The following is a 25,547-nucleotide window of genomic DNA, read 5'->3' as shown; positions in this document are numbered from 1 at the left end:
GGGCTGGGGTTACTCTCGAAGCAACGGTGGCTCATGGGGCTCAACGAAACTGGTGCAAAACTTGTTGGACGGGCAAGCCCCCTCGAAATTGAGGAGGCCCACCTTTTGCTCTTCCCTGGCGCAGGGCAAGGCGCCTCCTGGAAGGGCTGGCTACCTCGACCCCTCCCCACGCTTGGAGGAAGGAGCACACCACAGCCGCCGGCAAGGGATCCCTGCAGGCAGCTGTAGCCGTTCACACCAAACGCCTTCCCTAAATTAGCCCGCCCTTGGGGAAACAGCAACGGGGCAGGTGAAGAAAATCTAAACTTTGTCCCGCCGCCTCACAACGCTCCAATCCCGATGTCAGGGATCCCTACGACTTGACGGGGCGCCGGAGGGTCCTCCAGGAGCCGATTTTGGTGGGCCGGAGACGGTGGAGCAACTCCACCAAGGCTTTCTAGGTCATCAAGACCCATACCTTGCAGCAGGAACCTGCCCAGTGGGGGATCTGCCTGCCGGTGGTGGTGTCGCTTCAGGGGGCGCTAGCTAGGCCCTCTTTTTCCGCAGAGCGCAGGATTGGCCAGAACCAGTGGGGCCGCATGAGGATCACCGTGTCGATGACATGAATGATGCCGTTGTCGGCTTCAATATCGGCCTGGATAACGGTAGCATTGTTTACCTCAAACACGTCCCCTTCGATAAACAAATCGATGGGGGATCCCTCCACCGAGCCTACACTTCGATACTTGGCCAAGTCCGCCTTTTTCAGGCGACCGGGCACCACATGGTAACACAAGATGCGAGTCAGTTGAGGGATGTTTTGCACCAGGGTGGTAATGGTGCCGGGAGGCAACTTGGCGAAAGCGGCATCGGTAGGCGCAAAAACAGTAAAGGGGCCAGGGCCTTTCAGAGTATCCACCAAGTTTGCCGCTTTCACGGCTGTAACTAGGGTGGAGAAACCCTCCGTAGAAACTGCAATATCGACAATATCAGGCATGGCCAAAATCCTTATTTTGCTAGAAGTTGGGATGACAGGAAAGTTAAAGTGGTGCGCAGTTTCAGAGCTACCTGGCCTGAATACGACTGAAAATGGGCAGAGTCAATGCCTAGACTTGAAGTCGGCTAGCGATAGTTCTGATCCTGAATGTAGGCCAGGCGAGCTGCTTCTCGAATCCCGTATTCCGGCCGGGTGAAGCGATTGAGTTGCCCCTCAAAGTAACGGCGGTTCATCATCAAATGTCGCGGATTGGGATCGTCCAAAGGATAGAGAAAAGCTGCTCTACCTGCCTGGATCACGGCTGAGGTGACGTTGTACATGGAGCGCTGAAAGCTGATCCCAAGCTGGATCAGCATGTCATCTTCGCCGCGGCAATGCTTGCGGTAATACTCCACTAAATACTGGGGCAAAAAGTGGTACATATCCTGGTGCAAAAGCGTCGGCGGGATCCCGGCACTGGCCACGGGAAACTTGTCGGCGTAGAGAACCCCGTAGTGAAAGTCCAACTGGTTAACGGGCACTTGGTTGGCCTGGGCGTTATAGGACTTGGTGCCGCGGAAGGGAGAAGAGCGATAAAACACCGCCTCTACGTAGGGGAAAGCCGCCTCGTATAGCCAGGTAAATCCCTTGGATTTGGGCACAATATCGTACCATTCTCCGCGGATGCGCACCCGGTGATAAATGGGCCGTCCGGCAATGGCGAAGATCCCCCTGACCAAGAAGTTCATCGCCTCCGGCACGCTGGTAATTTTGCCCTCGTCGTAGAGATCGCTCATCTCAAGAAAGACAGGGGCCATCACCTCCCAAAACAGGCCCAGCACCGAGTACATGGTGGCCTGGCGGCATAGCTCTAAAAACATGTCTGGGAAGAGCTTGTATAGCCCCATCAACAGGGGGTTGCCTTGGCAGTAGGCGCGGATGGCGCGGTCGGCATTTTGCTTGTATTCTTCCGAGTCCATATAGGGATCCAGCAGGCCCCCCATATCTCGGTGCCAGAGCATGGCCCGCATACACTCTTCCGCAAATTCCATGTTGATGCGGTCATGCCAGAGGTGATGCAAGATCCGCGGCAGCTTGCGCTTGAGCTCCCCTTTTTCCATGAACTCCAGGAGCTCTGGGTGGGCCGTGGCAGGACCACGCCAAATGCGCAGATCCGCATCATCTCCAGCGTAGTGGTTGGCCAGCTTCAGATACTCTTCGGGAATGATGTACTTAAAAAAGGGCAAGGGATCCACAAACACCTGCTCGGCAATGTAGAGCAGATCGCGCCAATAAAAGTCCATCGGAATGGCATAGGCTTTGTAGATGCCGATAATTTGCATCAAGTTTTCCGGCGTATCCGGCAGCATCGATCCCCCTGCCTCGAGGCGATGGACTATCTCGGCAAAAGGATGAGTGGAAGGAGGTAGCTTAGGTGCAACTAGGGTTGTTGCCATGGAAAGTCTCCAACTCTTCAATTCCTGGGAGTTTCCCGACTACCTGGTGAGCTCGTTGCTAGGGAGAATGATCCGGGTTACCGGCTGAGGCCAAGATAACCGTTTGGGCCTGAGCCACTTGGGTGGAGAGGGTAAACGCCAAGGGTTGCGGCCATTTCACCAAGTTCATGGGCTGGATCCCAAACCAGACGATCAAGGCAGTTAAAACAAAGCCCGGGATCCGCTCCCAGCCCTGCACCCGTGGGTAGTAGGCGGTGCGGTTGTCCAGTTTGCCAAAGCAGGTGCGGTTGAGCAAAATCACAAAATACACCGCTGTCAAGCCGGTGCCGCAGATGCTGATCAAAGTGGGCAAAGGAAAATCTTGGTAGCTGCCCTGGAAGATCAAGAACTCAGCCACAAAGCCCACCAAGCCTGGGATCCCGGCACTGGCCATGCCGCCTAAAATCAGCAGGGCACTCACCGTGGGCAGGCCACGCAGGGGATTGAGCAGGCCGTTGAGCACGTTGAGATCCCGCGTTCCTACCTTGCGCTCCACCAGGCCCACCAGATCAAACAGCAGCGCCAAAATCAGGCCGTGGGAAACCATCTGCACCATTGCTCCCGTCAAGCTAATCGGCGTGGCCGCCGCCATGCCCAGCAGGATGTAGCCCATGTGGCCGATGGAACTGTAGGCCACCATGCGCTTGATGTCTTTTTGGGCAATAGCCGCCAAAGCTCCCGAGAGCACGGCAATGGCCCCCCACCAGGCCAGAAGCCCGGCCAGGTCAGCCCAAGCTTGGGGAAACAACTGCAGCCCAAAGCGAAATAGACCATAGGTGCCCAACTTGGAGAGCACCCCTCCCAGCAGTATCGCCACCGGCGGAGAAGACTCTCCGTAGGCATCAGGCAGCCAGGTGTGGAGGGGCACCAGCGGCATCTTGATGCCAAAGGCCACCATCAACGCCAAGAGCGCCAGAGTTTGGGCAGCAGGGCTCAGAGAGCTGATGCGAATCTCAGCCAGCTCAAAGGTGTGGGGATCCCCAAGCCAGTAGATAGCCAAAAAGGCCCCCAGCAGGAAGATGGCGGAGACAGCGGTGTAAATCAAAAACTTGATGGCGGCGTAATCCCGCTTGGGGCTGCCCCAGATGGAAATAAGTAGGTAGATCGGGATCAGCACCAGCTCGTAGAAGAGGAAAAACAAGAGCAGGTTCTGAGCAGCAAAAGCCCCGTTGACCGAGCCGCTCATCAGCAGAATGCAGCCGTAAAAGAGATTGGGACGCTGCACCTCTGGCTCAGCCGTCAGGATGGCGATGAGGGTAAGCAGCCCGTTCAGGGCCACCATCAACAGAGACAGCCCGTCCAAGCCCAGGGAGTAGCTCAAGCCAATCTCTGGGATCCAATCCCACCGCTGCTCCCACTGAAAGCCAGTTGCCTGCACGTCAAAGCGGGTAAATAGAAACAGCGAGATGGCCAACGGGATCCCGGCCAGGACCACCGCCAGCTTTCGCCCTCCCAAGCCCAGGAACAGGAGCAGGGATCCCAAAATCGGCAACCCAATCAAGGCACTCAGCATGGTCTTTACCCCCTCGACCTACCCAAGCCTAGAGAACCACCAACCCAGCAGAGCCACCCCCGCCACAATCGTCAGCACATAGGCCTGCAACTGGCCGGAGGTGGTGTACTTCAGGACTTGGCCGCCTGCCAGCACCGCCAAACTGGTCAAATTCACTAGGCCGTCCACCACGTAGCGGTCAAAGAGCGCCGTGACCTCGGAGATGATGCGCACCACAAACACCACACTGGCTCGGTAGAGCTTGGGAGTGTAGAAGTCGTTGGCCAATAGGTCCTGCCAGTCGGCCAAGAAAGCCCAGTCCACCGGCCGCCGCTCCCGCGGCAGGTAGAGCACTGCCCCCAAACCCATGCCTACCAGGCTGGATGCGGCCATCAGGGCAACAGGGATCCCTTCCAGCGTGGGCGTCAAACCCAGCGCCGCCAGGATCATGGTTATGTGCAGAACCACCCCCATCATGACCGTGCTGGGCAGCATCATCGGCCAATGCACTTCTGGCGAGCGCTCGCTCATCTGCTGTGGCTTACCCCCCCAAACAAGGCCGAATACCCGGGTTAGGCCCAGTGCCGTCACCGCGTTGGTAACCAGCACAACTGTTGCCGCCAGCCCCTGCCCTGACTGCACCAACTGCTGCCACAGATCCGTCAGCACCCAAAAGGAACCGAAAGGCGGCAAAGCGATGATTCCGGCCATTCCGGTCAAGAAGCACAGCCCTGAGATAGGACGCCGCGACCACAAGCCCCCTAGAGAACGCAGATCCTGGGTAATGCTGTTCCAGATCACCATGCCCAGCGCCATCACCAGCAAAGCCATCGCCGGCGCATAGGTAAGCAGCAACTGATACGCTTGCTGGACATGGCCGGTGCCCACTGCTACAAAGATCAAGCCCATGTAGGCGCTCACCAGGTAGGACAAGGCCCGCTTGGCGTCAATTTGAGCCAGGGCCACAAAGGCTCCCCCCACTGCCGTCAGCCCCCCAATTACCAGCATCACCCGCAACACCGTTGGGGAAAGAGCATAGAGCGGCTGCAGGCGGATCAACACCCAGGCCCCTGTGCCCACCACCGCGGCGTTGCGCAAGATTGTGGCAGGGATCGGCCCCTCCATCGCCTCATCCAGCCACAGGTGCAGGGGGAACTGAGCACACTTGCCCACAGGTCCAGCCAGCAAGCCCAGCCCTGCCAGCGCAAGCAAAGTTGGATCCACAGAGATGGCTCCTGCCTGCACCGCCTTTGCCCAGGCCGCCAAGTCCTCAAACTCCCAAGATCCCGTCAGGGGATAAATGGCAATAACCCCCATCAAGAGCAAGAGGTCGCCGATGCGCTTGGTTAAGAAAGCATCTCGCGCCCCGGTGACCACCAGCGGCTGGTTATACCAAAAGCCCACCAATAGGTAGGTGCCCAGGGTCAAAATCTCCAAGATGACGTAGCTAAAAAACAGAGAGCCACACATGGCCAGGGCGCACATTCCCCCCTCAAACAGGCCCAGCAGGGAGAAGAAGCGCGCCCAGCCCCAGTCCATCTCCATGTAGCCAAAGCCGTAGATCTGGGCCACCAGGTTCAGCCCCGTCACCACAGCGCAGGCCCCCAGCGTTACCGAAGAGACCTCTAGCGGCAGCTCCACCACCAGATCCCCCACCTGCAGCCAGGGCAGCCGAATCACCTGCGCCGGCTGATCCCAAATCGCCACCAGCGCCCCCACACTGTGCAGAAACGCTACCAAAGTCAGCAGCGCATTTAGGTAGCCCGCCGGTCGAGGGCCAGTGCGGCGGGTGATTCCTGGGGACCAGATCAGCGCTCCCCCCCACCCCACCAGCGCATAGAGGGGAATGAACCATGCGGTTGTAACCAGCCCGTTCAAGCTCATAATCCTCCTTCCGACCCGGGATCTCGCCTGACCCCATCGCTGGCTGAGATTCTGTAAAAAATCTTAAGAGGCATCCTAGTGGCAAACTAGGATAGACAAAAGTCAAGTTTTCCGATGAAGACCGTAGACTTAAGTCTATCCGCCAAAAAAACGCTGGGAAGTCAGGAAGACCCACCTAAGGGATCCCGCCTGCAGGCCACTTCAGCCGCAGCTGCATGCTGTTGCAAAAAGTAAAGAGCCCCCTGTAGAAGTCCCTGCCGAGTTTTGGGGGCTACTGCCAGTTAGGTTTCCGCCAGCTCTACTAGGGCCTTTGCCTGCCCTGAGCAACCAGAGCTTGCTCGACTAGCTCTCCGACTTGCTAGAAGTCTGCACGTATAGGATTACTAGAAAGATGGAAGGTACCAAGATAAGCAAAAGAGTGGCCAAGATGCCCAGGTAGTTTGTCTCCATCGCTCCGCACGCGGCAAATCCAACTGGCAGCTAGCATACCATTCTCAGGTGCGCCTTGCCCAAACGACCCAGCCAGCCCTAGGGCTTGGTTCTCACCGCAACATCCCCCAGCACCTTAGTCTGGCAGGCGAGGCGATAGGTCTCAGGCTTGCGCCTGAGTTTGCGGTTTTCTGCCTCTGTGCGTGGCGAGAGGTTTTCAGCCCCCTCGACAATCTCCACCACACAGGTGCCACACTGGCCGTTGCCGCCGCAGTTTAGCAGCTTGGCCACCATCTTATAGAGGTCAACCTGGTTCTCCAGCGCCTTCAGGCGCAGGTTCGACCCCTCTGCGACGACGACCTCCCGGTTCTCGTTCACAAACCGAATCGTTGCCATAGCTCTGCCAAAAAACCTTGCTCGAACTGAGCCAAGAAAGAGCGATGTTGCTAAGTATTGTTACATTTTAAGTCATGTTTTTAATCTTTGGCCAGAGATCGGGGAAGATGGTGCCAAATATGAGGGGCATCCCGCCTGCAGCCACTCAGGTCGGTTGCGCTTCGTTATACTGTCTGATCTCTGGGAGGGAAATTCTGCCGGCAATACTTTCAGTGGGTGTGCCCTTAGGTTAGGTAGGCATGGCACCCCTTAAGCTAGAAGGGACTGCTCAGGTCAGAACCTAGGGGGGTGTCGGCTTCGCTTTTTGACTGGATATTGCCCAAGTGTTGAAAACGTGGAGGATCGAGCTTTATGGGACTACCGTGGTATCGGGTCCACACTGTTGTACTCAACGATCCGGGCCGCCTCATTGCGGTACACCTGATGCACACTGCCCTGGTGGCGGGTTGGGCCGGATCGATGGCCCTGTACGAAGCAGCCATCTTCGACCCATCGGATCCGGTCTTGAATCCAATGTGGCGCCAGGGCATGTTTGTCATGCCGTTTATGGTGCGCCTGGGAGTGGTCAACTCATGGGGTGGATGGAACATCTATGGCGAGAGCGTTGCCAACCCAGGCTTCTGGACGTTTGAGGGGGTAGCCGCTGCCCACATCGTTCTATCAGGGTTGCTCTTTTTGGCTGCCTGCTGGCACTGGGTGTACTGGGATCTGGAGCTGTTCCGGGATCCCCGTACCGGTGAGCCAGCCTTGGACTTGCCGAAAATCTTTGGGATCCACCTGCTCCTGGCGGGGATTCTCTGCTTTGGCTTTGGCGCGTTTCACCTGACGGGCGTCTTTGGCCCAGGGATGTGGGTGAGCGATCCCTATGCCACAACAGGGCATGTGCAGCCGGTGGCGCCGGAGTGGGGGCCAGCCGGGTTTAACCCCTACAATGCTGGCGGGGTGGTGGCCCACCACATTGCCGCGGGCATCGTCGGCATCATTGCCGGCTTGTTCCACATTACGGTTCGTCCACCCCAACGCCTCTACAAGGCTCTGCGCATGGGGAACATAGAGAGCGTGCTCTCCAGCTCGCTGGCAGCAGTGTTCTTTGCTGGCTTTGTGGTAGCCGGGACAATGTGGTATGGCAGCGCCACCACACCTGTCGAGCTGTTTGGCCCCACCCGCTACCAATGGGATTCCGGTTACTTCAACCAGGAAATTAACCGGCGCGTCAATGCTGCCGTGGAAGCTGGGATGACCCTCAGCGAGGCTTACAACTCTCTGCCTAAGTCCTTGCTCTTCTACGATTACGTGGGCAACAACCCAGCCAAGGGTGGCCTGTTCCGGGCTGGCCCCATGAACAAAGGGGATGGCATTGCCATCGCGTGGCTGGGCCACCCAGTGTTCCGGGATCGTGAGGGGCGGGAGCTGACGGTGCAGCGCATGCCTACCTTCTTTGAGACGTTTCCCGTCATCCTGCGAGATGCCGATGGCGTAGTGCGAGCTGACATTCCCTTCCGCCAGGCCGAGTCGCGCTACAGCTTTGAGCAAGTGGGCGTGACGGTGGAGTTTTACGGCGGCAAGTTGGACGGGCAGGTGTTTACGGACCCGCCAACGGTTAAGAAGTATGCCCGCATGGCCCAGTTGGGTCGGCTCTTCGAGTTTGACCGTGAAACGCCCAAGGCCGATGGCACCTTCCACACCAGCCCCCGCGGGTGGTTTACCTTTGCCCACGCTGTCTTTGCCCTGCTATTTTTCTTCGGCCACATTTGGCACGGCGCCCGTACCCTCTTCCGCGACGTGTTCGCTGGCATTGACCCGAACATGAGTGAGGAGATGGTGGAATTCGGCGTCTTCCAAAAAGTGGGGGATCCCACCACCCGCAAGGTGCAAGAAGCCTAGAGCTTTCTTGGTTCCTAGCCGTCAGCACTCGGCTCTCTTTGGGAACAGGGTGCTGGCGGCTCTAGAGAGTCCATGGGAGGTTGCTATGGAAACCATCCTCTACACCTTTATCCTGTTTTTGACGTTAGGCCTTCTGTTTTTTGCTGTTGCTTTTCGCGAAACTCCCAAGATCCCTAAGAAGTAAGCCCCACCAGTTGGGTCCGCCACGCTAGTAGGGTCTGAGGCTAGGAGGCCGCGCAAACAATTGCCTGGATCCCTGGGCAAGGGCAGTTGCCCCGAGACTAGCCTGGGGATCGCTACAATTGCTTGGGGTTGGTGCTAGCTGGGCTCTAGAGCCCAGGGGAACGATGGCAAAGGTGCTACTGGTAGAGGATGATCCGGCCAATGCCCGCGTCTTCGAGAAGGTGCTGCAGCGACGGGGTGGGTTTGAGGTTCTTCACAGCCAGGATGTGGAGCAGATTCTGCAGCTGGCCCAAGCCCGTGAAGTAGACGTCATTTTGCTAGATGTCTCCCTCTCCCAGAGCACCTTTCGCGGCGAGGCAGTGGACGGGATCCGCATTGCCCAGCTGCTTAAGGGGGATCCCCGCACCAGCTCCATTCCTATCCTCTTGGTAACGGCCCACGCCATGCGGGGCGACCGGGAGACTTTTTTGGCCCAGAGTGGGGCCGATGGTTACATTGCCAAGCCAGTCGTGGATCACGAGGAGATGGTGAACCAAGTGCGCCAGGTATTGGCGCAGGCTCAGCAGGGCTAACTGGACAGGCTTTGCACAATCGACTGCCAAAAAGGGATCCCATCCTGGCCTGGCAAATCGGGGTCGGCAGCGCGTTCTGGGTGAGGCATCAAGCCGAGGATGCGACCGCTGGGATCGCAAATGCCGGCGATGTTATCCACCGAGCCGTTGGGGGCAACGGGATCGTAGCGGAAGACAATCTGACCCCCATCTTGCAGCTGCTTCAGGGTGTCGGCCTCGCAGACGTAGCGCCCTTCTCCATGGGCAATCGGCAGGGTTACAAGGGCTGACGGGGGGTAGGCGCTTGTCCAGGGCAGATCTGGCCGCTCCACGCGGATCCTCACTCGGTCGCAGATAAAGTGCAGATTAGCGTTGCGCAGCAGCGCCCCCGGCAGCAAGCCCGCCTCTGTCAGGATCTGGAAGCCATTGCAAATGCCCAAGACATAGCCCCCCCGGGCTACGTGCTCGGCTAGAGACCCCATTACCGGCGCAAAACGGGCCAGCGCGCCCGCCCGCAGGTAATCTCCATAGCTGAATCCCCCCGGCAGCACCACCACATCCAGCCCTGACAAATCGGTTTCCCGGTGCCAGATGAGTCGCGTCGGACAGCCTAAGAGGCCGCGGGTTACCCAGGCTACGTCGCGGTCACAATTGGAGCCAGGAAAAACAACAATGCCAAACCTTACCTTGGCCATGGGGATCCCTTGGGGCGAAGGCAAAAGCGGTGAGGGCTGGAGCGAGAGAGCTTCTTGGTGAGAGATCAGCCCTCTAGAGGCTCCACTTGGATTTGATAGGTCTCGATTACTGGATTGGCCAGCAGTTGCTCGCACAGCTTGCTCACCTGCTCTCGGGCAGTTTTGGCGTCAGGGGCCTCTAGCCGCAGCTGGATGTGTTTGCCAATGCGCACTCCCTGCACCTGGGTATGCCCTAGCTGATGCAAGCTAGCCTGGAGAGCAGCCCCGGCAGGATCCAGTACCGAGGGGCGCAGGTGGATCCGAATCTGGGCCTGGAACTGCATAGAATGAAGCTGGGCTTCTACAAGTGTATAGCCGGTTGTCGCTCGCTTGAGGCCAGCCTATGGATGCAGGGCGTGTCGTGGCCATTGCCCAGAATGTTTTTCGGGAAACCATTCGGGATCGCGTTCTTTATCTGGTGATGGTGTTTGCGGTGGCCATGCTGGGGGCCATCGTTTTGATTCCCCAGGTAGCCAACCAGGCCCACAACAAGATCATTGCCGATTTGGGTCTGGCCGCCATCCACTTCCTGTTGCTGGTGGTGGCCATTTTCGTCGGCACGGGGCTGGTCAATAAAGAGATCGAGAGGCGCACGGTCTACGTGCTGATTGCCAAACCCATGAGCCGGGCGGAGTTTATTGTCGGCAAGCATCTGGGCCTGTCGGCTTTGCTGTCGGTGCTGCTAGCAATGATGACGGCCGTCTTTTTGCTCAGCCTGCGGGTGGTGCAGGCCCCCATTTCCCCCTGGGCCGTTCTCTGGGCAACAGTTTTTACCTTTTTGGAACTGGTGCTGATTGTGGCAGCAGCGCTGCTGTTTGGGGTTTTTACCTCCCCGATTTTGGCTACCCTCTACACCATTGCCCTGTTCATTATGGGCCACACGAGCCGTGCCCTGCTGCAGTTAAGCAAGCTAGTGGAAGACACAGGCTTCGGCAAGGTGTTCGAGGTAATCTACTTAGTCCTGCCAGATCTGGAGCGCTTTAACCTAAGAGATGCTGCCGTTTACGGACAAATTCCCCCGCCCACCCAGCTTCTTGGCGATGCGCTTTACGGCCTGATCTACACCGTTTTGCTGCTCATTTTGACGGCGCTGGTGTTTGCCCGGCGTGAGTTCTAATAAGCTCTCGGTGGATCCTTCTCTCATGCGATTTTTCCACTTCCACACCCCTGAGCAAGTCCCCTCGTCAGGGATCCCAGTCTGCGCGGTGGCCATTGATGTGCTGCGGGCCACCACCACCATTGCCACAGCCCTGGCCGCAGGGGCAGAGGCCGTGCAGGTGTTTGCCGATTTACAACCCTTGCAAACGACCAGCCAAAGCTGGCCGGCCTCCAAACGGCTCTTAGCTGGGGAGCGAGGCGGCAAAACAGTGGCGGGCTTTGACCTAGGCAACTCCCCCCGCGAGTATACGCCGGAGCGTGTGCGGGACAAGCGCATCTTCATGAGCACCACCAACGGCACCCGCACCCTTCAGCGCTTAGAAGGGATCCCGGTGTTGATCACAGCAGCCCTGGTGAACTTGGGAGCAGTGGTGGAGTTTCTCAGGCAAGGAGCTTTTGCCGAGGTGTGGCTGGTGGGAGCTGGCTGGGAGGGGGCTTTTGCTTTGGAAGACACCGCCTGTGCCGGAGCCATTTTGCATCGCCTGGGCTGTTCGGAGGAGCAGTTGGGCAACGACGAGGCAGTGGCCGCCCTGGCCCTCTACCAAACTTGGCAAGACAATCTCCTGGGCCTGTTGCGGCGCTCCAGCCATGGGCAGCGGCTACTGGCCATTAGCCCTGAAAGCGACAGGGACCTGGCCTATTGTGCGGAGTTGGATCGGCTCTCAGTGGTGCCCCGGCAGATTCAGCCCGGCGTTTTGGCCCTCGCCGGCTAGCTGGCCTGGGGTGTCTCGGCGGCAACAGCCAAAGCCTTCTGGTGCAGCCACTCCTGCCATTCTCCCGGGATCAACTTGCTGTGAAACGCATCTCCGGAGACAAACACCTCCTGCTGGTTTTGGGCCAAAACAAAAATGGAGCGGCGGTCGAAATGGGAGGTGAGCTTGTAGAGGGTGTAGGGGCCTTCGGAGTAGAGGGTCAACGTTTCCTGATCCAGGCCGTGACAGCTGCTTTGGCCGCGGGCTCGCAGGATCATGTTGATTAATTGTTCGTAGTACATACAACCCTTCCCGACGAGGTAGGGAACATCCCTGGGCAAGACCTCAACAGCCAAGGCGGCTGCCGAGGCTTGGGCGGCTCGCGTGAGCCCAGTATAACTCCCGGCTCAGGCAACACTGAGCCCAACAGAGCAGGTGAGTTCAACCAAGGCAGCGGCAAATGCGATAAATAGTAAGGCAAACCGTCAGTTTTGCAATTCTGCACAGGCAGCCCCCATGGCCACTACGGCGCCTCACTCTCTTCCTCCCACCAATCCTGTCCGCGTCGCCATCGTCGGGGCCTCCGGCTATGGAGGGGTGCAGTTGGTGCGGCTGCTCAGCGAGCATCCCGGCGTGCAGATCACCTACCTGGCCGGTCAAGACAGCGCCGGCAAACGCTACGGGGATCTCTACCCTCACCTGGCCCAAGCGGTGGATTTGACCATCCAGCCGGTAGATGTGGAGGCCATTGCCGCCAGCAGCGACGTTGTCTTCCTCTCTCTGCCCAATGGCCTGGCAGCAGACTTGGCGCCGCCTTTGCTAGCCAGAGGGTGCAAAGTTCTAGATCTCTCGGCAGACTATCGCTTTCGCAACCTGGCCACCTACCAATCCTGGTATCGCCTGGGGCAGACGGATCCCAACTGGCCCAGCCCTGCCTATCGCCAGGCCAACGAGCAAGCGGTCTACGGGCTGCCAGAACTCTACCGGGAGGCCATTGCCCAAGCCCAACTGGTAGCCTGCCCCGGCTGCTACCCCACCGCCTCCCTGTTGGCGGTTGCCCCCCTGCTGCGGCAGGGGTTGGTGGAGCTGGACAGCCTTATTTTCGATGCCAAGTCCGGCGTCTCTGGCGCGGGCCGCACCCCCAAGCTGGGATCCCTATTTGCCGAGGTAGATGGCTCTCTGGGGGCCTATGGCGTGGCCCAACACCGGCACACGCCCGAGATCGAGCAGGCCTGCAGTGACCTCACCCACACTCCCATCACTGTACAATTTACGCCCCACCTCGTGCCGATGGTGCGGGGTATCCACGTCACCTTGTACGCCAACCTGCGGGATCCCGGCCTCGTGGGCGAAGATCTCATCACCATTTACAACGCCTTCTATCGCCAATCCCCCTGGGTCAAGGTGCTGCCCCGCGGCGTTTACCCGCAAACCAAGTGGGTTGCCGGCACCAACACCTGCATGATCGGGGTGGAAGTGGATACCCGCACCAACCGAGTCATTGTCCTGTCGGTAATCGACAACCTCATGAAGGGACAGGCCGGGCAGGCGGTGCAATGCCTCAACCTAATGATGGGGTGGCCGGAAACCTTGGGCTTACCGCAGCTTGCCTTTTACCCCTAGCTATAATGCCGGTAATTCCCCTGCGGCCCAGTTTGCCCATGCCTAACCTCTTCTCCCCCAATCTTGATCCCAACAGGCCCGCCACGCCGGCGAACTCTCCACCTTCATCCGGTAGGGCTGGGGACCTGAACTGGGAGGGGCTGTGGCGGCAACTGGAAGCGGGCTGGCAGGAGCTGCCCCGGCGCTCTGAAGAAACCCTGCAGCAAACCCTAGCTCGTTTGCAACTGGAGTGGGGCGGCCTGTGCCGTGAGGCGAGGGATCGGCTGCAGGCAACTTTAGACAAAGCTAGAGCCACCAGCTCTCCAGAGCCGCTCCAGCAAGACCTGCAAGCGCTTTTGCCTCTGCTCAGCCCCCGCCAATGGGAGGTGGTCATTGGCTCTCTGGAACGGGCCGCCGACCGCGCCTGGGTGGCCAGCCTGCTGTATCACAGCCTGCAGGACCAGGCCTATTCTGGGGCAGAAACCAACGGCATCCCTTCTTGGGCAGGGGCCTTAACCGCTGAGCAACGCTCCACCTTGGAGGCGATGAGCCTGCGGGCCTATGGCAATAGCCGCCTACCTTTGGTGATGGACAGAGGTGGCGAGATCCAGGTGAAAGCCTCAGCCGCCCTCTTGGCCGCCCTCATTGCCGTCGAGATCGGCAGCGTGGGATCGGCAGGGGCCCTCTCTCTGCTGGGCACGCCGGAGCTGCGCAAGCTCTTGAATGCCGAGGGCAAGCTGCGGCGCAGCGTCTTAAAGCAGGGGCGAACTGCCCTCACCGAAGAGGAGTGGCAAACCCTTCGCCAGTGGCTCGATCCCAAAGGATCCCCCCCCGACTGGTACCTCTCCCTCACCCAACTGGGGATCCAAACCACGCAGGTGGGGGACTATCTGGCGCGACGGCTGCGGGAGTTTTTCCAAAGCGAATGGATCAAGCTGGTGATCCCTCCCCTGTATCACCTGGTTATCGACGCTGTGCGGCTGTTGACGGGGGAAGTGTTTCTCAGTGTGGGCACAACCCTAGAAGCGGCTTTAGAGTCGGCAGAAGCTGAACGACGCCTGGAGCTGCTGCTGCAAGCTTTGCCCCAGGCCCGGCACATTCCCAGTCCCGAGCGCATCCAAGCCGCCCTTCCCGCCGTTGTGGAGGCTGCTGAGACAATCCTTAGGCCGCTCCTGGGCCGTCAGTTGATGACGGTGGCCGACATCTTCGACCCGCCCCTTCGCAACGAAAGCCTCAACGAGTTGGGGCGGCAGCTCAACCTCTGGAATCCCCTGCAGTTTTTGCTCACCTGGGGTACGTCTGGCTGGCTAGAGGCTCTGCTGGATCAGATCAAGGAATTGCAGCAGACCTACCCGGAAATGCCCCTGTGGGAGAGCTATCGGCAAGGGGTTGAGACAGCAGTGCAAGCCCCTCGGGTGATGGAGCAGGCAGAGGCCCTGCGCCTTACCGCCAAGAGCTTGGATCCCGAGATAGAACCCTCGGACGACTGAGCCATTCAAGGGTACCCCCCCTCCTGGGCAGGGCCTTCTTGAATGGTGGCGGATATCAAGAGATGCTCTTGTGCTACAATGTTTGAGGCATGTTTAGGGATGTCCATCAGTAGATGACAGCCAGATAGTCTAGTCTACCCCTCTTGCGCCTGTAGCTCAGTGGACTAGAGCACGTGGCTACGGACCACGCGGTCGGGAGTTCAAATCTCTCCAGGCGCGTTCCAGTCCCAGATGATTTTTCGTCTGGGGTGTCTGCTGTCCTTTAGCTGGCCTGAATCCTGTGTTAGGATCAGGCCTATCAGGTCCGCCTTGATGCAGGCGTAGGGAGCTCGAGGATCATGTTTGAACGCTTTACAGAAAAGGCCATCAAGGTGATCATGCTGGCCCAGGAGGAGGCCAGGCGGTTAGGTCACAATTTCGTTGGCACTGAGCAAATTTTGCTGGGGCTCATTGGCGAGGGCACGGGGATCGCCGCCAAAGTCCTCAAATCTATGGGGGTCAACTTAAAAGACGCCAGAATTGAGGTTGAGAAAATTATCGGTCGGGGATCCGGCTTTGTGGCGGTTGAGATCCCCTTTACTCCTCGCGCCAAGCGAGTGCTGGAGCTCTCCCTAGAAGAGGCCCGCCAGCTCGGCCACAACTACATTGGCACGGAGCACCTGCTCCTGGGCCTGATCCGAGAAGGGGAAGGGGTGGCAGCCCGCGTTTTGGAAAACCTGGGGGTGGATCTCTCCAAGGTGCGCACCCAGGTGATCCGCATGCTGGGCGAAACCGCCGAAGTAACGGCAGGCGGTGGCTCCTCCAGCCGTACCAAGACGCCCACGCTGGATGAGTTTGGCACCAACCTGACCCAACTGGCCCAGGAGGGCAAGCTGGATCCGGTGGTAGGCCGGACGCGGGAGATCGAGCGGGTGATCCAGATCTTGGGCCGCCGCACCAAGAACAACCCTGTCCTCATCGGCGAGCCGGGGGTTGGCAAAACCGCCATCGCCGAAGGTTTGGCCCAGCGCATTGTGCAAGGCGATGTGCCCGACATCTTGGCCGACAAGCGAGTGATCAGCTTGGACATCGGCCTGTTGGTGGCTGGCACCAAGTACCGCGGCGAGTTTGAAGAGCGCCTCAAGAAAATCATGGATGAGATCCGCAACGCCGGCAACATCATCCTGGTCATCGACGAGGTGCATACCCTGATCGGGGCCGGGGCGGCGGAGGGTGCTATCGATGCCGCCAACATCCTCAAGCCTGCCTTGGCCCGTGGCGAGTTGCAGTGCATCGGCGCCACCACCCTGGATGAGTACCGCAAGCACATCGAGCGGGATCCGGCGCTGGAGCGTCGCTTCCAGCCCATCATGGTGGGCGAGCCGAGCGTGGCTGAGACCATTGAGATTCTCTATGGCCTGCGGGAGCGCTATGAGCAGCACCACAAGCTGAGGATCTCCGATGCGGCTCTGGAGGCGGCAGCCAAGCTGGCCGACCAGTACATCTCCGACCGCTTCTTGCCCGACAAGGCCATTGACCTCATCGACGAAGCGGCTTCGCGAGTGCGCTTGATCAACTCCCAACTGCCGCCAGCGGCGCGGGAGCTGGATCAGGAGCTGCGACGGGTTCTCAGGGAGAAGGATGCCGCAGTGCGAGCCCAGGACTTCGACAAGGCCGGTGAGCTGCGGGATCGGGAAATGGAGATTAGGCAGCAGATCCGCGCCATTGCCGCTGCCAAAAAAGCCGAGGACAGCAGCCGCACGGAGCTGCCAGAGGTAACGGAGGAAGATGTGGCCCAGGTGGTGAGCGCCTGGACAGGGGTGCCGGTGGCCAAGCTCACCGAAAGTGAGTCGGAGAAGCTGCTCCACATGGAGGAGACCCTGCACCAGCGCATTGTCGGCCAAGATGAGGCTGTGCGGGCTATCTCTCGCGCCATTCGTCGCGCGCGCGTGGGATTGAAAAATCCCAATCGCCCCATCGCCAGCTTCATCTTCTGCGGCCCAACTGGGGTGGGCAAAACGGAGCTGACCAAGGCCTTAGCCGCCTACTTCTTCGGCTCCGAGTCAGCCATGATCCGCCTTGACATGTCGGAGTACATGGAGCGGCACACGGTCAGCAAGCTTATTGGATCCCCGCCCGGCTACGTCGGCTACAACGAGGGGGGTCAGCTGACCGAAGCGGTGCGGCGCCGCCCCTACACGGTGGTGCTTTTTGACGAGGTTGAGAAAGCCCACCCGGATGTGTTTAACCTGCTGCTGCAGATTCTCGAAGATGGCCGCCTGACCGATGCCAAAGGTCGCACGGTGGACTTCAAGAACACGTTGATCGTGATGACCTCTAACATTGGCTCCAAGGTCATCGAGAAGGGCGGCGGCAGCCTTGGCTTTGAGTTCAACACCAATGAGGAAGAGGCCAACTACAACCGCATCCGCAACCTGGTGCACGAAGAGCTGAAGCAGTATTTCCGGCCCGAGTTCCTCAACCGGGTGGACGAGATCATCGTCTTCCGGCAACTGACCAAGGACGAGGTGAAGCAGATCGCCGACATCCTGCTCAAGGAAGTCTTCGACCGCATGAAGGAGAAGAAAATTCACCTCACGGTCAGCGATCGCTTCAAAGACCTGCTGGTGGAGGAGGGCTACAACCCCAGCTACGGGGCACGTCCCCTGCGCCGGGCCATCCAGCGCCTGTTGGAAGACCTGCTGGCAGAGGAGATCTTGACTGGCCGCGTCAAAGAGGGATCTGAGGTGCTCATCGACGTGGACGAGGAGCGCAAGCCCAAAGTCCTAGTCACGCAGTCAGATCGGGTGCTCTTGCCGCAGGGAGCTGAGTAAGGTCGCCAGGACGCTCTTCTGTTGCTGGTTACTGGACAAGGGATCCGCTGCTATTTCCGGATCCCTTGTTCTTAGCTAAGTCAAGGGATTGGCTGTAGGAGAACTCTGGCATGGTGCAATCTACCTACTATTACTACGGTGGCGCTCCGGTTCGGACGCCTCCCCCGGATTTAGCTTCCCTGCTGCTCCAGGAGCGCATTGTTTACCTGGGTTTACCTCTGGCGGAAGAGTCAAATGCCAACGTCACCAAGCTGATCATCGAGCAACTGCTGTATTTGCAGTACGAGGATCGGGAAAAGCCGATCAAGATGTACATCAACTCAACGGGCACCTATAACTACGACACGGCAGCCTTTGCCATTCTGGACACCATGAACTACATCAAGCCGCCAGTGCACACTATCTGCATTGGTACTGCCGTTGGCATGGCGGCCATGCTGTTGGCAGCGGGTGCTAAGGGGTTTCGGGCTAGCTTGCCCAATGCCACGATTGTGCTGCATCAGCCCTATGGGGGTGCCCGAGGACAGGCCAGCGACATTGAAATTCGCACCCGCGAGATCCTGACCTTGCGCAACATGATGCTGGAGGAACTCTCCCGCAGCACGGGCCAGCCCGTGGAGCGCATTAAAAAGGACACGGAGCGACTGTTTTTCATGACCCCGGAAGAGGCTAAGGCCTATGGCCTTATTGACCAGGTGCTGACCAGCTCCAAAGGCTTGCCAAAGTTGGCAGCAGCCAAAACCTAAGGGTCGACCTTGAAATACCCGCACTGGGCTGTGGCGGGTTTTGCCTTGGCTAAGCCTGAGTGCGGGAGCAATTTGGCAAGCGCCCTATTCTGGTTCAAACTTTGCCAGGAGACCTCTATGCCAATTGGAGTGCCTCGCGTCCCCTACCGTTTGCCCGGCGATCCTTACACCCAATGGATTAGCCTCGATGACCGCCTCTACCAAGAGCGGATTTTGTTTATTGGCGAGCCGATTGACGACAACTTGGCCAATACCATTGTGGGGGTAATGCTCTACCTCAATTCCCAGGACCCCCAAAAAGATATCGTGATGTACATCAATTCCCCCGGCGGCTCTGTGACGGCAGGGATGGCCATTTATGACACCATGAACCACGTCAAGCCGGACATCGTTACGGTTTGCGTGGGCCAAGCCGCCTCAATGGCAGCCTTTTTGCTGGCTGCCGGCACCAAGGGAAAACGCTTTGCCCTGCCCCACGCTCGCATCATGCTGCACCAACCTTCGCTGGGAATGATCCAAGGCCAAGCCAGCGACATTGAAATTCGAGCCCGCGAAACGCTGCGGGTCAAACGGCGCATGAACGAGCTGCTGTCGCAAATGACCGGCCAGCCGCTGGAGAAAATTGAGCGGGACGTGGAGCGAGACTTTTACCTCTCGGCTACAGAAGCCCAGGCCTATGGAATTGTCGACCGGGTAATCCAGGAGCGCTCGGAAGCTATGGCCAGCTAAACGCGAGGGGAAGCGGTCGGATGCTCTGGAGGCTGGGACTGGGCGGTTGCAGCGGCTTGTTGCTGCTTTGGGGTAGCCAAGCCTGGTCATTGCCGCCAGCTTCCGAGATTCCCGAGGAGGTGTTGCGGGCTCAACCTGAGCTGCGTGCCCGTTCGCCGGTTGATAACCAGCCCCTCACTGCCAGCGAAGCGCAGAAGCTGCAGGCAGAGCTAGCAGCCCGTCCTGCCACGGGATCAGTTTCGCCAAAGGTGGAACGGCTGATCTTTCTACTCAAGCTGCGCAAAGGAGTTCGCGACCTGTTTCCTTTCTTGCTCCCCTAATCCAGCCTACCCTCTATCTATTTCTAAGGGCGGGGAGGGATCCCTTTCTGGTAGCGGTAGGGGCCAGCACGGGATCCCCAAGTTTGCTGACCAGTGGTGGCGTCGAAGCCGCGATCCCAGGTGATGAATTCTTGGGCTGTGAGGTCGAACTCAATGTGGATATAGGTACTGTCGCCGGGGTTGAGGCGGCAAGCTCCCCCTGGCAGCATCTCGCCGTGAAAGCAGCCTGGGCGTTTTTCGACCAAAATACGGCAGCCCGGCAAATGCTCGAGATCTGAGAGTGACAGCTGCGCTAAACGCTGCGGATCCTGCGAGGCGCCTGCCCAAGCCGCTTGATCTCGCAACTTGTAGTTTTCTATCCGCAAGGGATCCGCCAGCAACTGTAGCACTCGGCTGCGGTAGAATCGGCCCGGTGTGTGTTCATTGAACTGCTCGGTAAAAAAGCCAATTCCCTCGGGAAACAGGTGAGGCAGACGCACGTACCAAAGGCTTACTGGCACAAACCACACCGGCTCCGCCATTGCCTGAGCGCGGTTGCTGTAGTAGCCTTCCAGCCAATTGGCTAAGGTGTTGAGGTCGGGATCGAAAGTTGTCAAGGCTAACGCGAAAGAGTCTTTTGCGCTTCTCAATTCTACTCCCCCGCGGGTGCTGCGGCGGGGGTAGCCTCTTGACTCTGCTAAGGGCAGTTTGCCTATGACCCAGCTTACCCCCAGCGCCAGCTACAGTATTGCCCTACGCCTACGTCTGCCCAACCGGCCCGGAGCCCTGGCCCGCGTCACTCAAGCCATTGCCGAGGTGGGCGGCAGCCTCAGCCGGATCGACCTCATCCACCAATCGGCTGCTGAAACTGTGCGGGAGATCTGTGTCGATGCCGTTAGCAGCGAGCACGCCCAGCAAATTCAGGCCGCCGTTGCCTCTTTGCCGAATGTGAAGGTGGAACGGGTGGTGGATCGCACCTTTGAGCTGCATCGAGGGGGAAAGTTGCAGGTGGTGGCCAAAAGCCCCCTGGAGAGCACCGCTGACCTGGCCATGGCCTATACCCCAGGCGTGGGCCGGGTGGCGCTGGAGATTGCCGCCGATCCCAGCGCTGTCTATGAGTACACCATCAAGGGGAACTGTGTGGGCATCGTTACCGACGGCAGTGCCGTGCTGGGCCTGGGAAACATCGGCCCGGAGGCCGCTTTGCCCGTGATGGAGGGGAAAGCAGCCCTGTTTAAGCGCTTTGCCGATATCGATGCTTTCCCGCTCTGCCTGGCCACGCAGGAGGTGGCAGAAATCGTGGAGACAGTGGTGCGCCTGGCGCCGGGGTTTGGCGGCTTCAACCTGGAAGACATCAGCGCCCCCCGCTGCTTTGCCATTGAGTCTCAGCTCAAGGCCCGCCTCAACCTGCCGGTGTTTCACGACGATCAGCACGGCACCGCCATTGTGGTGCTAGCAGCTCTGCTGAATGCCTTGAAGGTGGTCAAAAAAAACCTGGGCCAGGTGCGTATTGTCATCAACGGTGCAGGGGCAGCTGGAATTGCCGTGACGCACCTGCTGCAGCAGGCGGGAGCTACCCATGTTGTTGTCTGCGACCGCCAAGGGATCCTCAGCCGCTCCCGCTCTGACCTCACCCCGGAAAAGGCAGCCATCGCCGTTGAGGAGAGCGGATCCCTGGCAGAGGCTTTGGTGGGAGCGGATGTGTTCATTGGGGTAAGCGTGGCCAATGCCCTGACGCCGGAGATGGTGGAGACAATGGCGCCAGATCCCATTGTCTTTGCCCTGGCCAACCCCGTGCCTGAGATCCAGCCCGAGCTAGTGGCGGATCGAGTCGCCGTGATGGCTACGGGTCGGAGCGACTACCCCAACCAGATCAACAACGTGCTGGCCTTTCCGGGGGTATTTCGCGGCGCTCTTGACTGCCGCGCCCAGCAGATCAACACCGAGATGTGCCTGGCTGCCGCTCAAGCCATCGCCAATTTGATTTCACCTGAAGACTTGGATCCCCAGTGGATCATCCCCTCAGTCTTCGATGGGCGGGTGGTTCCTCAGGTAGCTGCCGCCGTGATTCAAGCGGCCCGCCAAACGGGAGTGGCCGGGATCCCATAACTTGTTCAATAAACGTTCAATAAACAGGCTAATTCAGCACACGAGCATCACGGCTTGCAAGTCCTCGGGGAGAGGCAGCAGCGGGCCTCTTTTTCGTAATTTAACAATTCTTCAGAGCGCCTCTTCTGGAAGTGGAGTTCTTTATATTCTTTATGTCTTGAGCTCTAGCTTCCTGCCTAGCTGGGGTTCTCAATGGACTTACGCAAGCCCTTCTATGTTCACCTCGTTACTGCCCTCGCCGCTGCTGGTATAGCTGCCGCGCCCCTGGATCGACTCAGTAAGGCCGGGGGAGTGGGTCTAGTCGCTGGAATTGGGAGTGCGGTAGCCGCGGAAGTTGCCCAACGTCACGGCAGTCGGGCTCGAGCTTTGAGAAGCCAGATTGAGGAGCTCTCCCGGCAAATAGAAGAAAAGGAACAGCAGCTACGTAGCTATGAAAATCAACTGGATGAGCTCCGAACCCAGCTCCAACAGCGGGAAGAGAAGCTCCAGAGACTTGAGGCTGATCTAGCAGAGTATCAGAAGCTCCTAGAACAGCTCGAAACTGAGCGGCAAGAATGGCGGCAGAATGCCATGAACTTGTCTGAGCAAGTTCAGAAACAAGAGCAGCAGCTACAAGGTCAGCAAGCGGAACTGGATCATCTGCGGGCACAGCTTCGGCGGAGAATTGAGGATCTCGCGCAAGCCGACACTAATACTATAGTCTTAGCAAGAAGCGAAAGAGATTTTTATCGAGAAGAAGCCAAGAGTTTTATCTTAGAGATCTTGAGTAGGGCAGCCGATCAGGTGCATAAGGGAAGTAGAGTCCAGCATATACTCCAAGACCTAATTCAGAATAACCATGCAAACGAAGGTAAGAGTTATCGTCAAAGGCTTAGGGAAGATATAAATCATTTGTTCAGAGACTACCGCAAATGGTGCGATAATAGTTATGAAGCAGAGTTGCATAAGCTTGGTTTTGAGGTTGCTTCAGAGAAAAATTACGTTGTGATTAGATTTCACGGGGATAACCGCTATCAAGTTTCCCTAGCTAAGACTCCCAGCGATCAGCGTGCTGGTTACGAGATTGCTCAAAATATTCGCAATAAAATCTTCGGTCTAACAGAGCCTACTTGAGGTTTACTTGTGAAAGGTGGGGATCTTTTTTTCTGGCCAAGGTTGGGGAAGTCAGCTTGGGCCCTGATAGGATAGGGGAAAGGGAATCTCCGCCATGTTCTACCTGCCAGTCTCACTGTTGTTGTTTTTAATGCTTCTACTGCTATTGCCCTTCCTCTGGCTGGGGCTAGCAGTGGATGTGGTAGCGCTGGCGGCGGGGAAGTTGGGCTTTTCCCGAGATGGGGCACTGTTGCTGCTGCTGGCTATCCTGGTGGGCAGCTCGGTCAATATTCCCCTCTACCGCGTCAGGTGCGAGGTAACTCTGGTGGAAGACCTGGCCAGCCTGTGGATGCGGCAATTTTGGGGGATCCCGTTGGCCAAGATCTCTCAGGAGACGGTGGTTGCCCTAAACGTGGGCGGGGGCCTGATCCCGCTGCTCTTGGCCCTGTATCAATTTGGCCGGGCCAGTGGGCTGTTGATCCTAGCCGTAACGGCGCTGGTAACTTTGGTCAGCTACTACGCTTCCCACGTAGTGCCCGGGATCGGCATTCAGATGAATCCCCTGGTGGCTCCGGCTACAGCGGCTTTGGCCGCTCTGTTCTGGGCTGGAGATCAGGCGCCGGCGGTGGCTTTTGCCGGAGGGGTTTTGGGCACGGTGATTGGAGCGGATCTGCTGCACCTACCAGAGGTGTTGCGGCGCAGTTGCTCAGGCATCCTCAGCATTGGCGGGGCTGGGGTTTTCGATGGTATTGCTCTCTGTGGCCTATTTGCTCTACTGCTGAGCTAAACCAAGAGATAAGTAAGAGAAAGCGTGACCGATTGAGCCGGATCCAGCCAACGCAAGTCAGGGGCCCCCTCCTCAGCGCGGTAAGTCAACTCCTCGAAAAGGATTTGCGTCCATTCCAGCGGCTTGCTCAGCAACATCGGCGAACGGGTTACCCCCTGCTGGCGGGCCATGGCCTTGAGGGCCTCCAGGCTAGCAGAGAGGGGACGGGTGCTGGCCACAAACAGTAACTCGGTCAGTCCCTGGGCGTGGCAGGTAAGCAAATCGGGGTTGAGGACGGAGCGCGGCTCACGGACGGCCATCTCAGGCGGGGGTGGTATGGTCAGGCTGCCCTTAGCCTCTAGGCGCAGCGGCAGGGCAAGGTTGTCCTGGGGCACCGGAGCCAGCAGGTGCAGTTGCCCGCTGGAATCGACCATCAACAGATAGCCGAACAGATCCTGCTCGCCCTCGTTGCGCAGCGTGAGATAGAGGGGATCCCCGCGCAGGAAGCGAGGCATGCCCAGCTCAGCAGGAGCAGAGGCCCCTTGAGGAGGCCGCACTGCCCACGAGGGGGTTTTACCTCGGGTGGACAGTTCCCCCACCACCCCCAGGGACGAGATGGCAGCGTTGAGGGTGGTCCGCAGGCGCTTGGCCGCCAGCAGATGAGCCAGACGGGAGGCCAGCCGCTGCACTGCCGTAGTTGCCGCTTCGCCCGCTGGGCCACAGGAATTGAGAAGCAGCTCTCGCCCCGGCCAAAAGAGGCTGTAGCTGCCGACCTCCAAGGGCTTGGGCAGAGCGTCCCCTTGAAAGGCAGCAGCCATCTCTGGGGTGATGCGGCCCAGCAGGCAATCCACCTGGCGCTCGCGTGGGTTGGCCGTCTCCATCCAGCTATAGCCGGCGATGGCGTTGGTTAGATCCACTCTTTCAACACGGCCCAGGCTGTCTTCTAACCCCACCAAGAGCTTGAGGCTGCTCGAGAGAGCGCGCAACTGCTCTCGCACCAGCGTGCCTACGGGGGGAAACTGATCTTCCCCGCCGACCGCTTGGACCTGCGCCAACAGCCCACTGCGGGAACGAATCAGAAGCGGCGTCGTTGGAGCAGCAGGATCAGCAACAAGGGGAGCCAGAAGGGTGCCCGGCTGGAGACCACACAGGGCTGCCGCTGGGATCCCCCCTAGCCACACCTGAGCACGGCTCCCCCTCACCTCTTGGATGACCCCGCTAGCCGCTGTCTGGGAGGGAATGAGGAAGTAGGGGGGGACTCGTCGAGCTATTTCTTTGCCCTCCAGGGTAGGGTGCTGACAAGAAAAGAGGCCCAGCTCCCGTCGACTGACCACCTGGTTGAAAGCAACTAGCAGGCGGGCAGCGGGCATGGTCTCCCACAGGTACTGGGTCAGCAGGTAGGTGAGCACTCCTGCATGAAATCCCGGCCAAGCAGCTTCCGCTGCCAAGTCTTGGGGAGTGGTGGCAGCAATCAACAAGCCTTTGGGCCGAGGGTGCCAAACTTGCTGCCCTTCTGCAGAGGATGGCTGACCGGGATCCAGCACCTTGGAGGCTGCTGGCGGGACAGGTGGGCGGGAGCGCAGTTGGAGGTTGCCCCGTAGAGCAGGTGGGATGTGGGTAAAGCCGCAATCGAGTATGGTTGTGACCTGGGCCGTGCCCAAGTTTTGCACAAGCTGGAAAAAGCGCTCCAGCTCCATGGCCGCCAGGCTTTCGGAGCCCGACAACAGCAAAGCCGGCTGCCACTGATCCGGGGCCGATCCCGCCTGCCACTGGCCGTAGCCACTAAACTGCACGACCACGATTTCCGCCGGCTGACTTGGGCCCCCCAAGTGCTCGGCAAAGGCCTCTTGGACTGCGCTTGGCGTAGCCGCTCCATCGGTGAGGGCGAGAATGCCTGCCGGTTCAAAGCCAAAGCGGTACAGCAGCAGCTCCCGTTGCAGCTCTACGTCGGTTACACAGCCCTGCAGCGGGGATCCCTCGCCAGGGTAGCGGTTAATGCCAATGAGAAGAGCCAACTTGCGGGAGGTGGCTGCTAGAGCTTGTCCAT

The 25,547-nt window shown here is 58.9% G+C and carries 25 protein-coding genes and 1 tRNA gene; 15 read left to right on the top strand and 11 right to left on the bottom strand.

What is annotated here, in order from left to right; all coding sequences use genetic code 11:
• Positions 1–511: 511 nt before the first annotated feature.
• The 6 genes from NW860_RS02305 to NW860_RS02280 form a co-directional block, all read right to left on the bottom strand.
• On the bottom strand, positions 512–976 hold the full coding sequence (locus NW860_RS02305) for a fasciclin domain-containing protein (RefSeq protein ID WP_414394892.1): 465 nt from the start codon (positions 974–976) through the stop codon (positions 512–514).
• A gap of 125 nt (positions 977–1,101) precedes the next feature.
• Entirely contained in the window at positions 1,102–2,412 is a 1,311-nt protein-coding gene (locus tag NW860_RS02300) for a CO2 hydration protein (RefSeq protein WP_414394890.1), read from the bottom strand.
• 58 nt (positions 2,413–2,470) lie between these two features.
• Positions 2,471–3,964, bottom strand: a complete 1,494-nt coding sequence (locus NW860_RS02295) for an NADH-quinone oxidoreductase subunit M (RefSeq protein WP_414394888.1) — start codon at positions 3,962–3,964, stop codon at positions 2,471–2,473.
• An 18-nt stretch (positions 3,965–3,982) separates the two neighbouring features.
• Positions 3,983–5,827: an NAD(P)H-quinone oxidoreductase subunit F gene (locus NW860_RS02290; protein WP_414512137.1), complete on the bottom strand. Its 1,845-nt coding sequence runs from the start codon at positions 5,825–5,827 to the stop codon at positions 3,983–3,985.
• A 342-nt stretch (positions 5,828–6,169) separates the two neighbouring features.
• Positions 6,170–6,277, bottom strand: a complete 108-nt coding sequence (gene psbM / locus NW860_RS02285) for a photosystem II reaction center protein PsbM (protein WP_414394884.1) — start codon at positions 6,275–6,277, stop codon at positions 6,170–6,172.
• Positions 6,278–6,355: 78 nt separating this feature from the next.
• Positions 6,356–6,652: a 2Fe-2S iron-sulfur cluster-binding protein gene (locus tag NW860_RS02280; RefSeq protein WP_414394882.1), complete on the bottom strand. Its 297-nt coding sequence runs from the start codon at positions 6,650–6,652 to the stop codon at positions 6,356–6,358.
• 351 nt (positions 6,653–7,003) lie between these two features.
• On the opposite strand from NW860_RS02280, the gene psbB reads away from it, so the two are divergent.
• The 3 genes from psbB (at position 7,004) to NW860_RS02265 (ending at position 9,291) form a co-directional block, all read left to right on the top strand.
• A complete protein-coding gene (gene psbB / locus NW860_RS02275) occupies positions 7,004–8,536 on the top strand; it encodes a photosystem II chlorophyll-binding protein CP47 (protein WP_414394881.1) in 1,533 nt (510 codons plus the stop codon).
• Between the two features lie 85 nt (positions 8,537–8,621).
• Positions 8,622–8,720, top strand: a complete 99-nt coding sequence (locus NW860_RS02270) for a photosystem II reaction center protein T (protein WP_414394880.1) — start codon at positions 8,622–8,624, stop codon at positions 8,718–8,720.
• A gap of 163 nt (positions 8,721–8,883) precedes the next feature.
• Positions 8,884–9,291 carry a response regulator gene (locus tag NW860_RS02265; protein WP_414405289.1) on the top strand — a complete coding sequence of 136 codons (408 nt, stop codon included), beginning with the start codon at positions 8,884–8,886 and terminating at the stop codon, positions 9,289–9,291.
• Here the strand turns inward: NW860_RS02265 and purQ are convergent.
• Positions 9,288–9,965 (bottom strand): phosphoribosylformylglycinamidine synthase subunit PurQ, encoded by a 678-nt coding sequence (purQ, locus tag NW860_RS02260; RefSeq protein ID WP_414405290.1) that lies wholly within the window; start codon positions 9,963–9,965, stop codon positions 9,288–9,290. The genes NW860_RS02265 and purQ overlap by 4 nt on opposite strands.
• 65 nt (positions 9,966–10,030) lie before the next feature.
• Positions 10,031–10,288 carry a phosphoribosylformylglycinamidine synthase subunit PurS gene (purS, locus tag NW860_RS02255; protein ID WP_414512134.1) on the bottom strand — a complete coding sequence of 86 codons (258 nt, stop codon included), beginning with the start codon at positions 10,286–10,288 and terminating at the stop codon, positions 10,031–10,033.
• Between the two features lie 59 nt (positions 10,289–10,347).
• On the opposite strand from purS, the gene NW860_RS02250 reads away from it, so the two are divergent.
• Both NW860_RS02250 and NW860_RS02245 read left to right on the top strand, forming a co-directional pair.
• Complete coding sequence (locus tag NW860_RS02250; protein ID WP_414394872.1) at positions 10,348–11,121, top strand: ABC transporter permease; 774 nt, start codon at positions 10,348–10,350, stop codon at positions 11,119–11,121.
• A 25-nt stretch (positions 11,122–11,146) separates the two neighbouring features.
• Complete coding sequence (locus NW860_RS02245) at positions 11,147–11,875, top strand: 2-phosphosulfolactate phosphatase family protein (RefSeq protein WP_414512149.1); 729 nt, start codon at positions 11,147–11,149, stop codon at positions 11,873–11,875.
• Here NW860_RS02245 and NW860_RS02240 read toward each other — a convergent pair.
• The gene (locus NW860_RS02240; RefSeq protein WP_414512132.1) at positions 11,872–12,156 is read right to left on the bottom strand and encodes a hypothetical protein; all 285 of its coding nucleotides are present in this window, start codon (positions 12,154–12,156) and stop codon (positions 11,872–11,874) included. The genes NW860_RS02245 and NW860_RS02240 overlap by 4 nt on opposite strands.
• 214 nt (positions 12,157–12,370) lie before the next feature.
• On the opposite strand from NW860_RS02240, the gene argC reads away from it, so the two are divergent.
• From argC to NW860_RS02205, 7 genes are all read left to right on the top strand, one after another.
• Complete coding sequence (gene argC, locus NW860_RS02235; protein WP_414512130.1) at positions 12,371–13,477, top strand: N-acetyl-gamma-glutamyl-phosphate reductase; 1,107 nt, start codon at positions 12,371–12,373, stop codon at positions 13,475–13,477.
• Positions 13,478–13,482: 5 nt separating this feature from the next.
• Complete coding sequence (locus NW860_RS02230) at positions 13,483–14,946, top strand: hypothetical protein (protein ID WP_414512128.1); 1,464 nt, start codon at positions 13,483–13,485, stop codon at positions 14,944–14,946.
• A 145-nt stretch (positions 14,947–15,091) separates the two neighbouring features.
• A tRNA-Arg gene (locus tag NW860_RS02225) sits at positions 15,092–15,165 on the top strand.
• 119 nt (positions 15,166–15,284) lie between these two features.
• Positions 15,285–17,759 (top strand): ATP-dependent Clp protease ATP-binding subunit, encoded by a 2,475-nt coding sequence (locus NW860_RS02220; protein ID WP_414512126.1) that lies wholly within the window; start codon positions 15,285–15,287, stop codon positions 17,757–17,759.
• A 110-nt stretch (positions 17,760–17,869) separates the two neighbouring features.
• Positions 17,870–18,505 (top strand): ATP-dependent Clp protease proteolytic subunit, encoded by a 636-nt coding sequence (locus tag NW860_RS02215; protein WP_414394863.1) that lies wholly within the window; start codon positions 17,870–17,872, stop codon positions 18,503–18,505.
• A 117-nt stretch (positions 18,506–18,622) separates the two neighbouring features.
• Complete coding sequence (locus tag NW860_RS02210) at positions 18,623–19,234, top strand: ATP-dependent Clp protease proteolytic subunit (protein ID WP_414394862.1); 612 nt, start codon at positions 18,623–18,625, stop codon at positions 19,232–19,234.
• A gap of 20 nt (positions 19,235–19,254) precedes the next feature.
• Positions 19,255–19,554 (top strand): hypothetical protein, encoded by a 300-nt coding sequence (locus tag NW860_RS02205; RefSeq protein ID WP_414394861.1) that lies wholly within the window; start codon positions 19,255–19,257, stop codon positions 19,552–19,554.
• Between the two features lie 23 nt (positions 19,555–19,577).
• Here NW860_RS02205 and NW860_RS02200 read toward each other — a convergent pair whose 3' ends face one another.
• Entirely contained in the window at positions 19,578–20,150 is a 573-nt protein-coding gene (locus tag NW860_RS02200; RefSeq protein ID WP_414411774.1) for a chromophore lyase CpcT/CpeT, read from the bottom strand.
• 97 nt (positions 20,151–20,247) lie between these two features.
• On the opposite strand from NW860_RS02200, the gene NW860_RS02195 reads away from it, so the two are divergent.
• The 3 genes from NW860_RS02195 to NW860_RS02185 all read left to right on the top strand — a co-directional run bounded on the left by NW860_RS02195 (position 20,248) and on the right by NW860_RS02185 (position 23,521).
• Positions 20,248–21,642, top strand: coding sequence for a malic enzyme-like NAD(P)-binding protein (locus NW860_RS02195; protein WP_414394858.1), 1,395 nt, complete (start codon positions 20,248–20,250; stop codon positions 21,640–21,642).
• Positions 21,643–22,008: 366 nt separating this feature from the next.
• Positions 22,009–22,755, top strand: coding sequence for a hypothetical protein (locus NW860_RS02190; RefSeq protein WP_414512122.1), 747 nt, complete (start codon positions 22,009–22,011; stop codon positions 22,753–22,755).
• 94 nt (positions 22,756–22,849) lie between these two features.
• Positions 22,850–23,521, top strand: coding sequence for a DUF1614 domain-containing protein (locus NW860_RS02185; protein WP_414394855.1), 672 nt, complete (start codon positions 22,850–22,852; stop codon positions 23,519–23,521).
• Here NW860_RS02185 and NW860_RS02180 read toward each other — a convergent pair.
• Positions 23,518–25,515, bottom strand: a complete 1,998-nt coding sequence (locus NW860_RS02180) for a caspase family protein (RefSeq protein ID WP_414512121.1) — start codon at positions 25,513–25,515, stop codon at positions 23,518–23,520. The genes NW860_RS02185 and NW860_RS02180 overlap by 4 nt on opposite strands.
• Between the last annotated feature and the right edge of the window lie 32 nt (positions 25,516–25,547).

The organism is Synechococcus sp. F70.1 (assembly GCF_047502745.1).
GTDB lineage: Bacteria > Cyanobacteriota > Cyanobacteriia > Thermostichales > Thermostichaceae > Thermostichus.
This window is presented reverse-complemented; position numbering and strand designations above follow the sequence as displayed.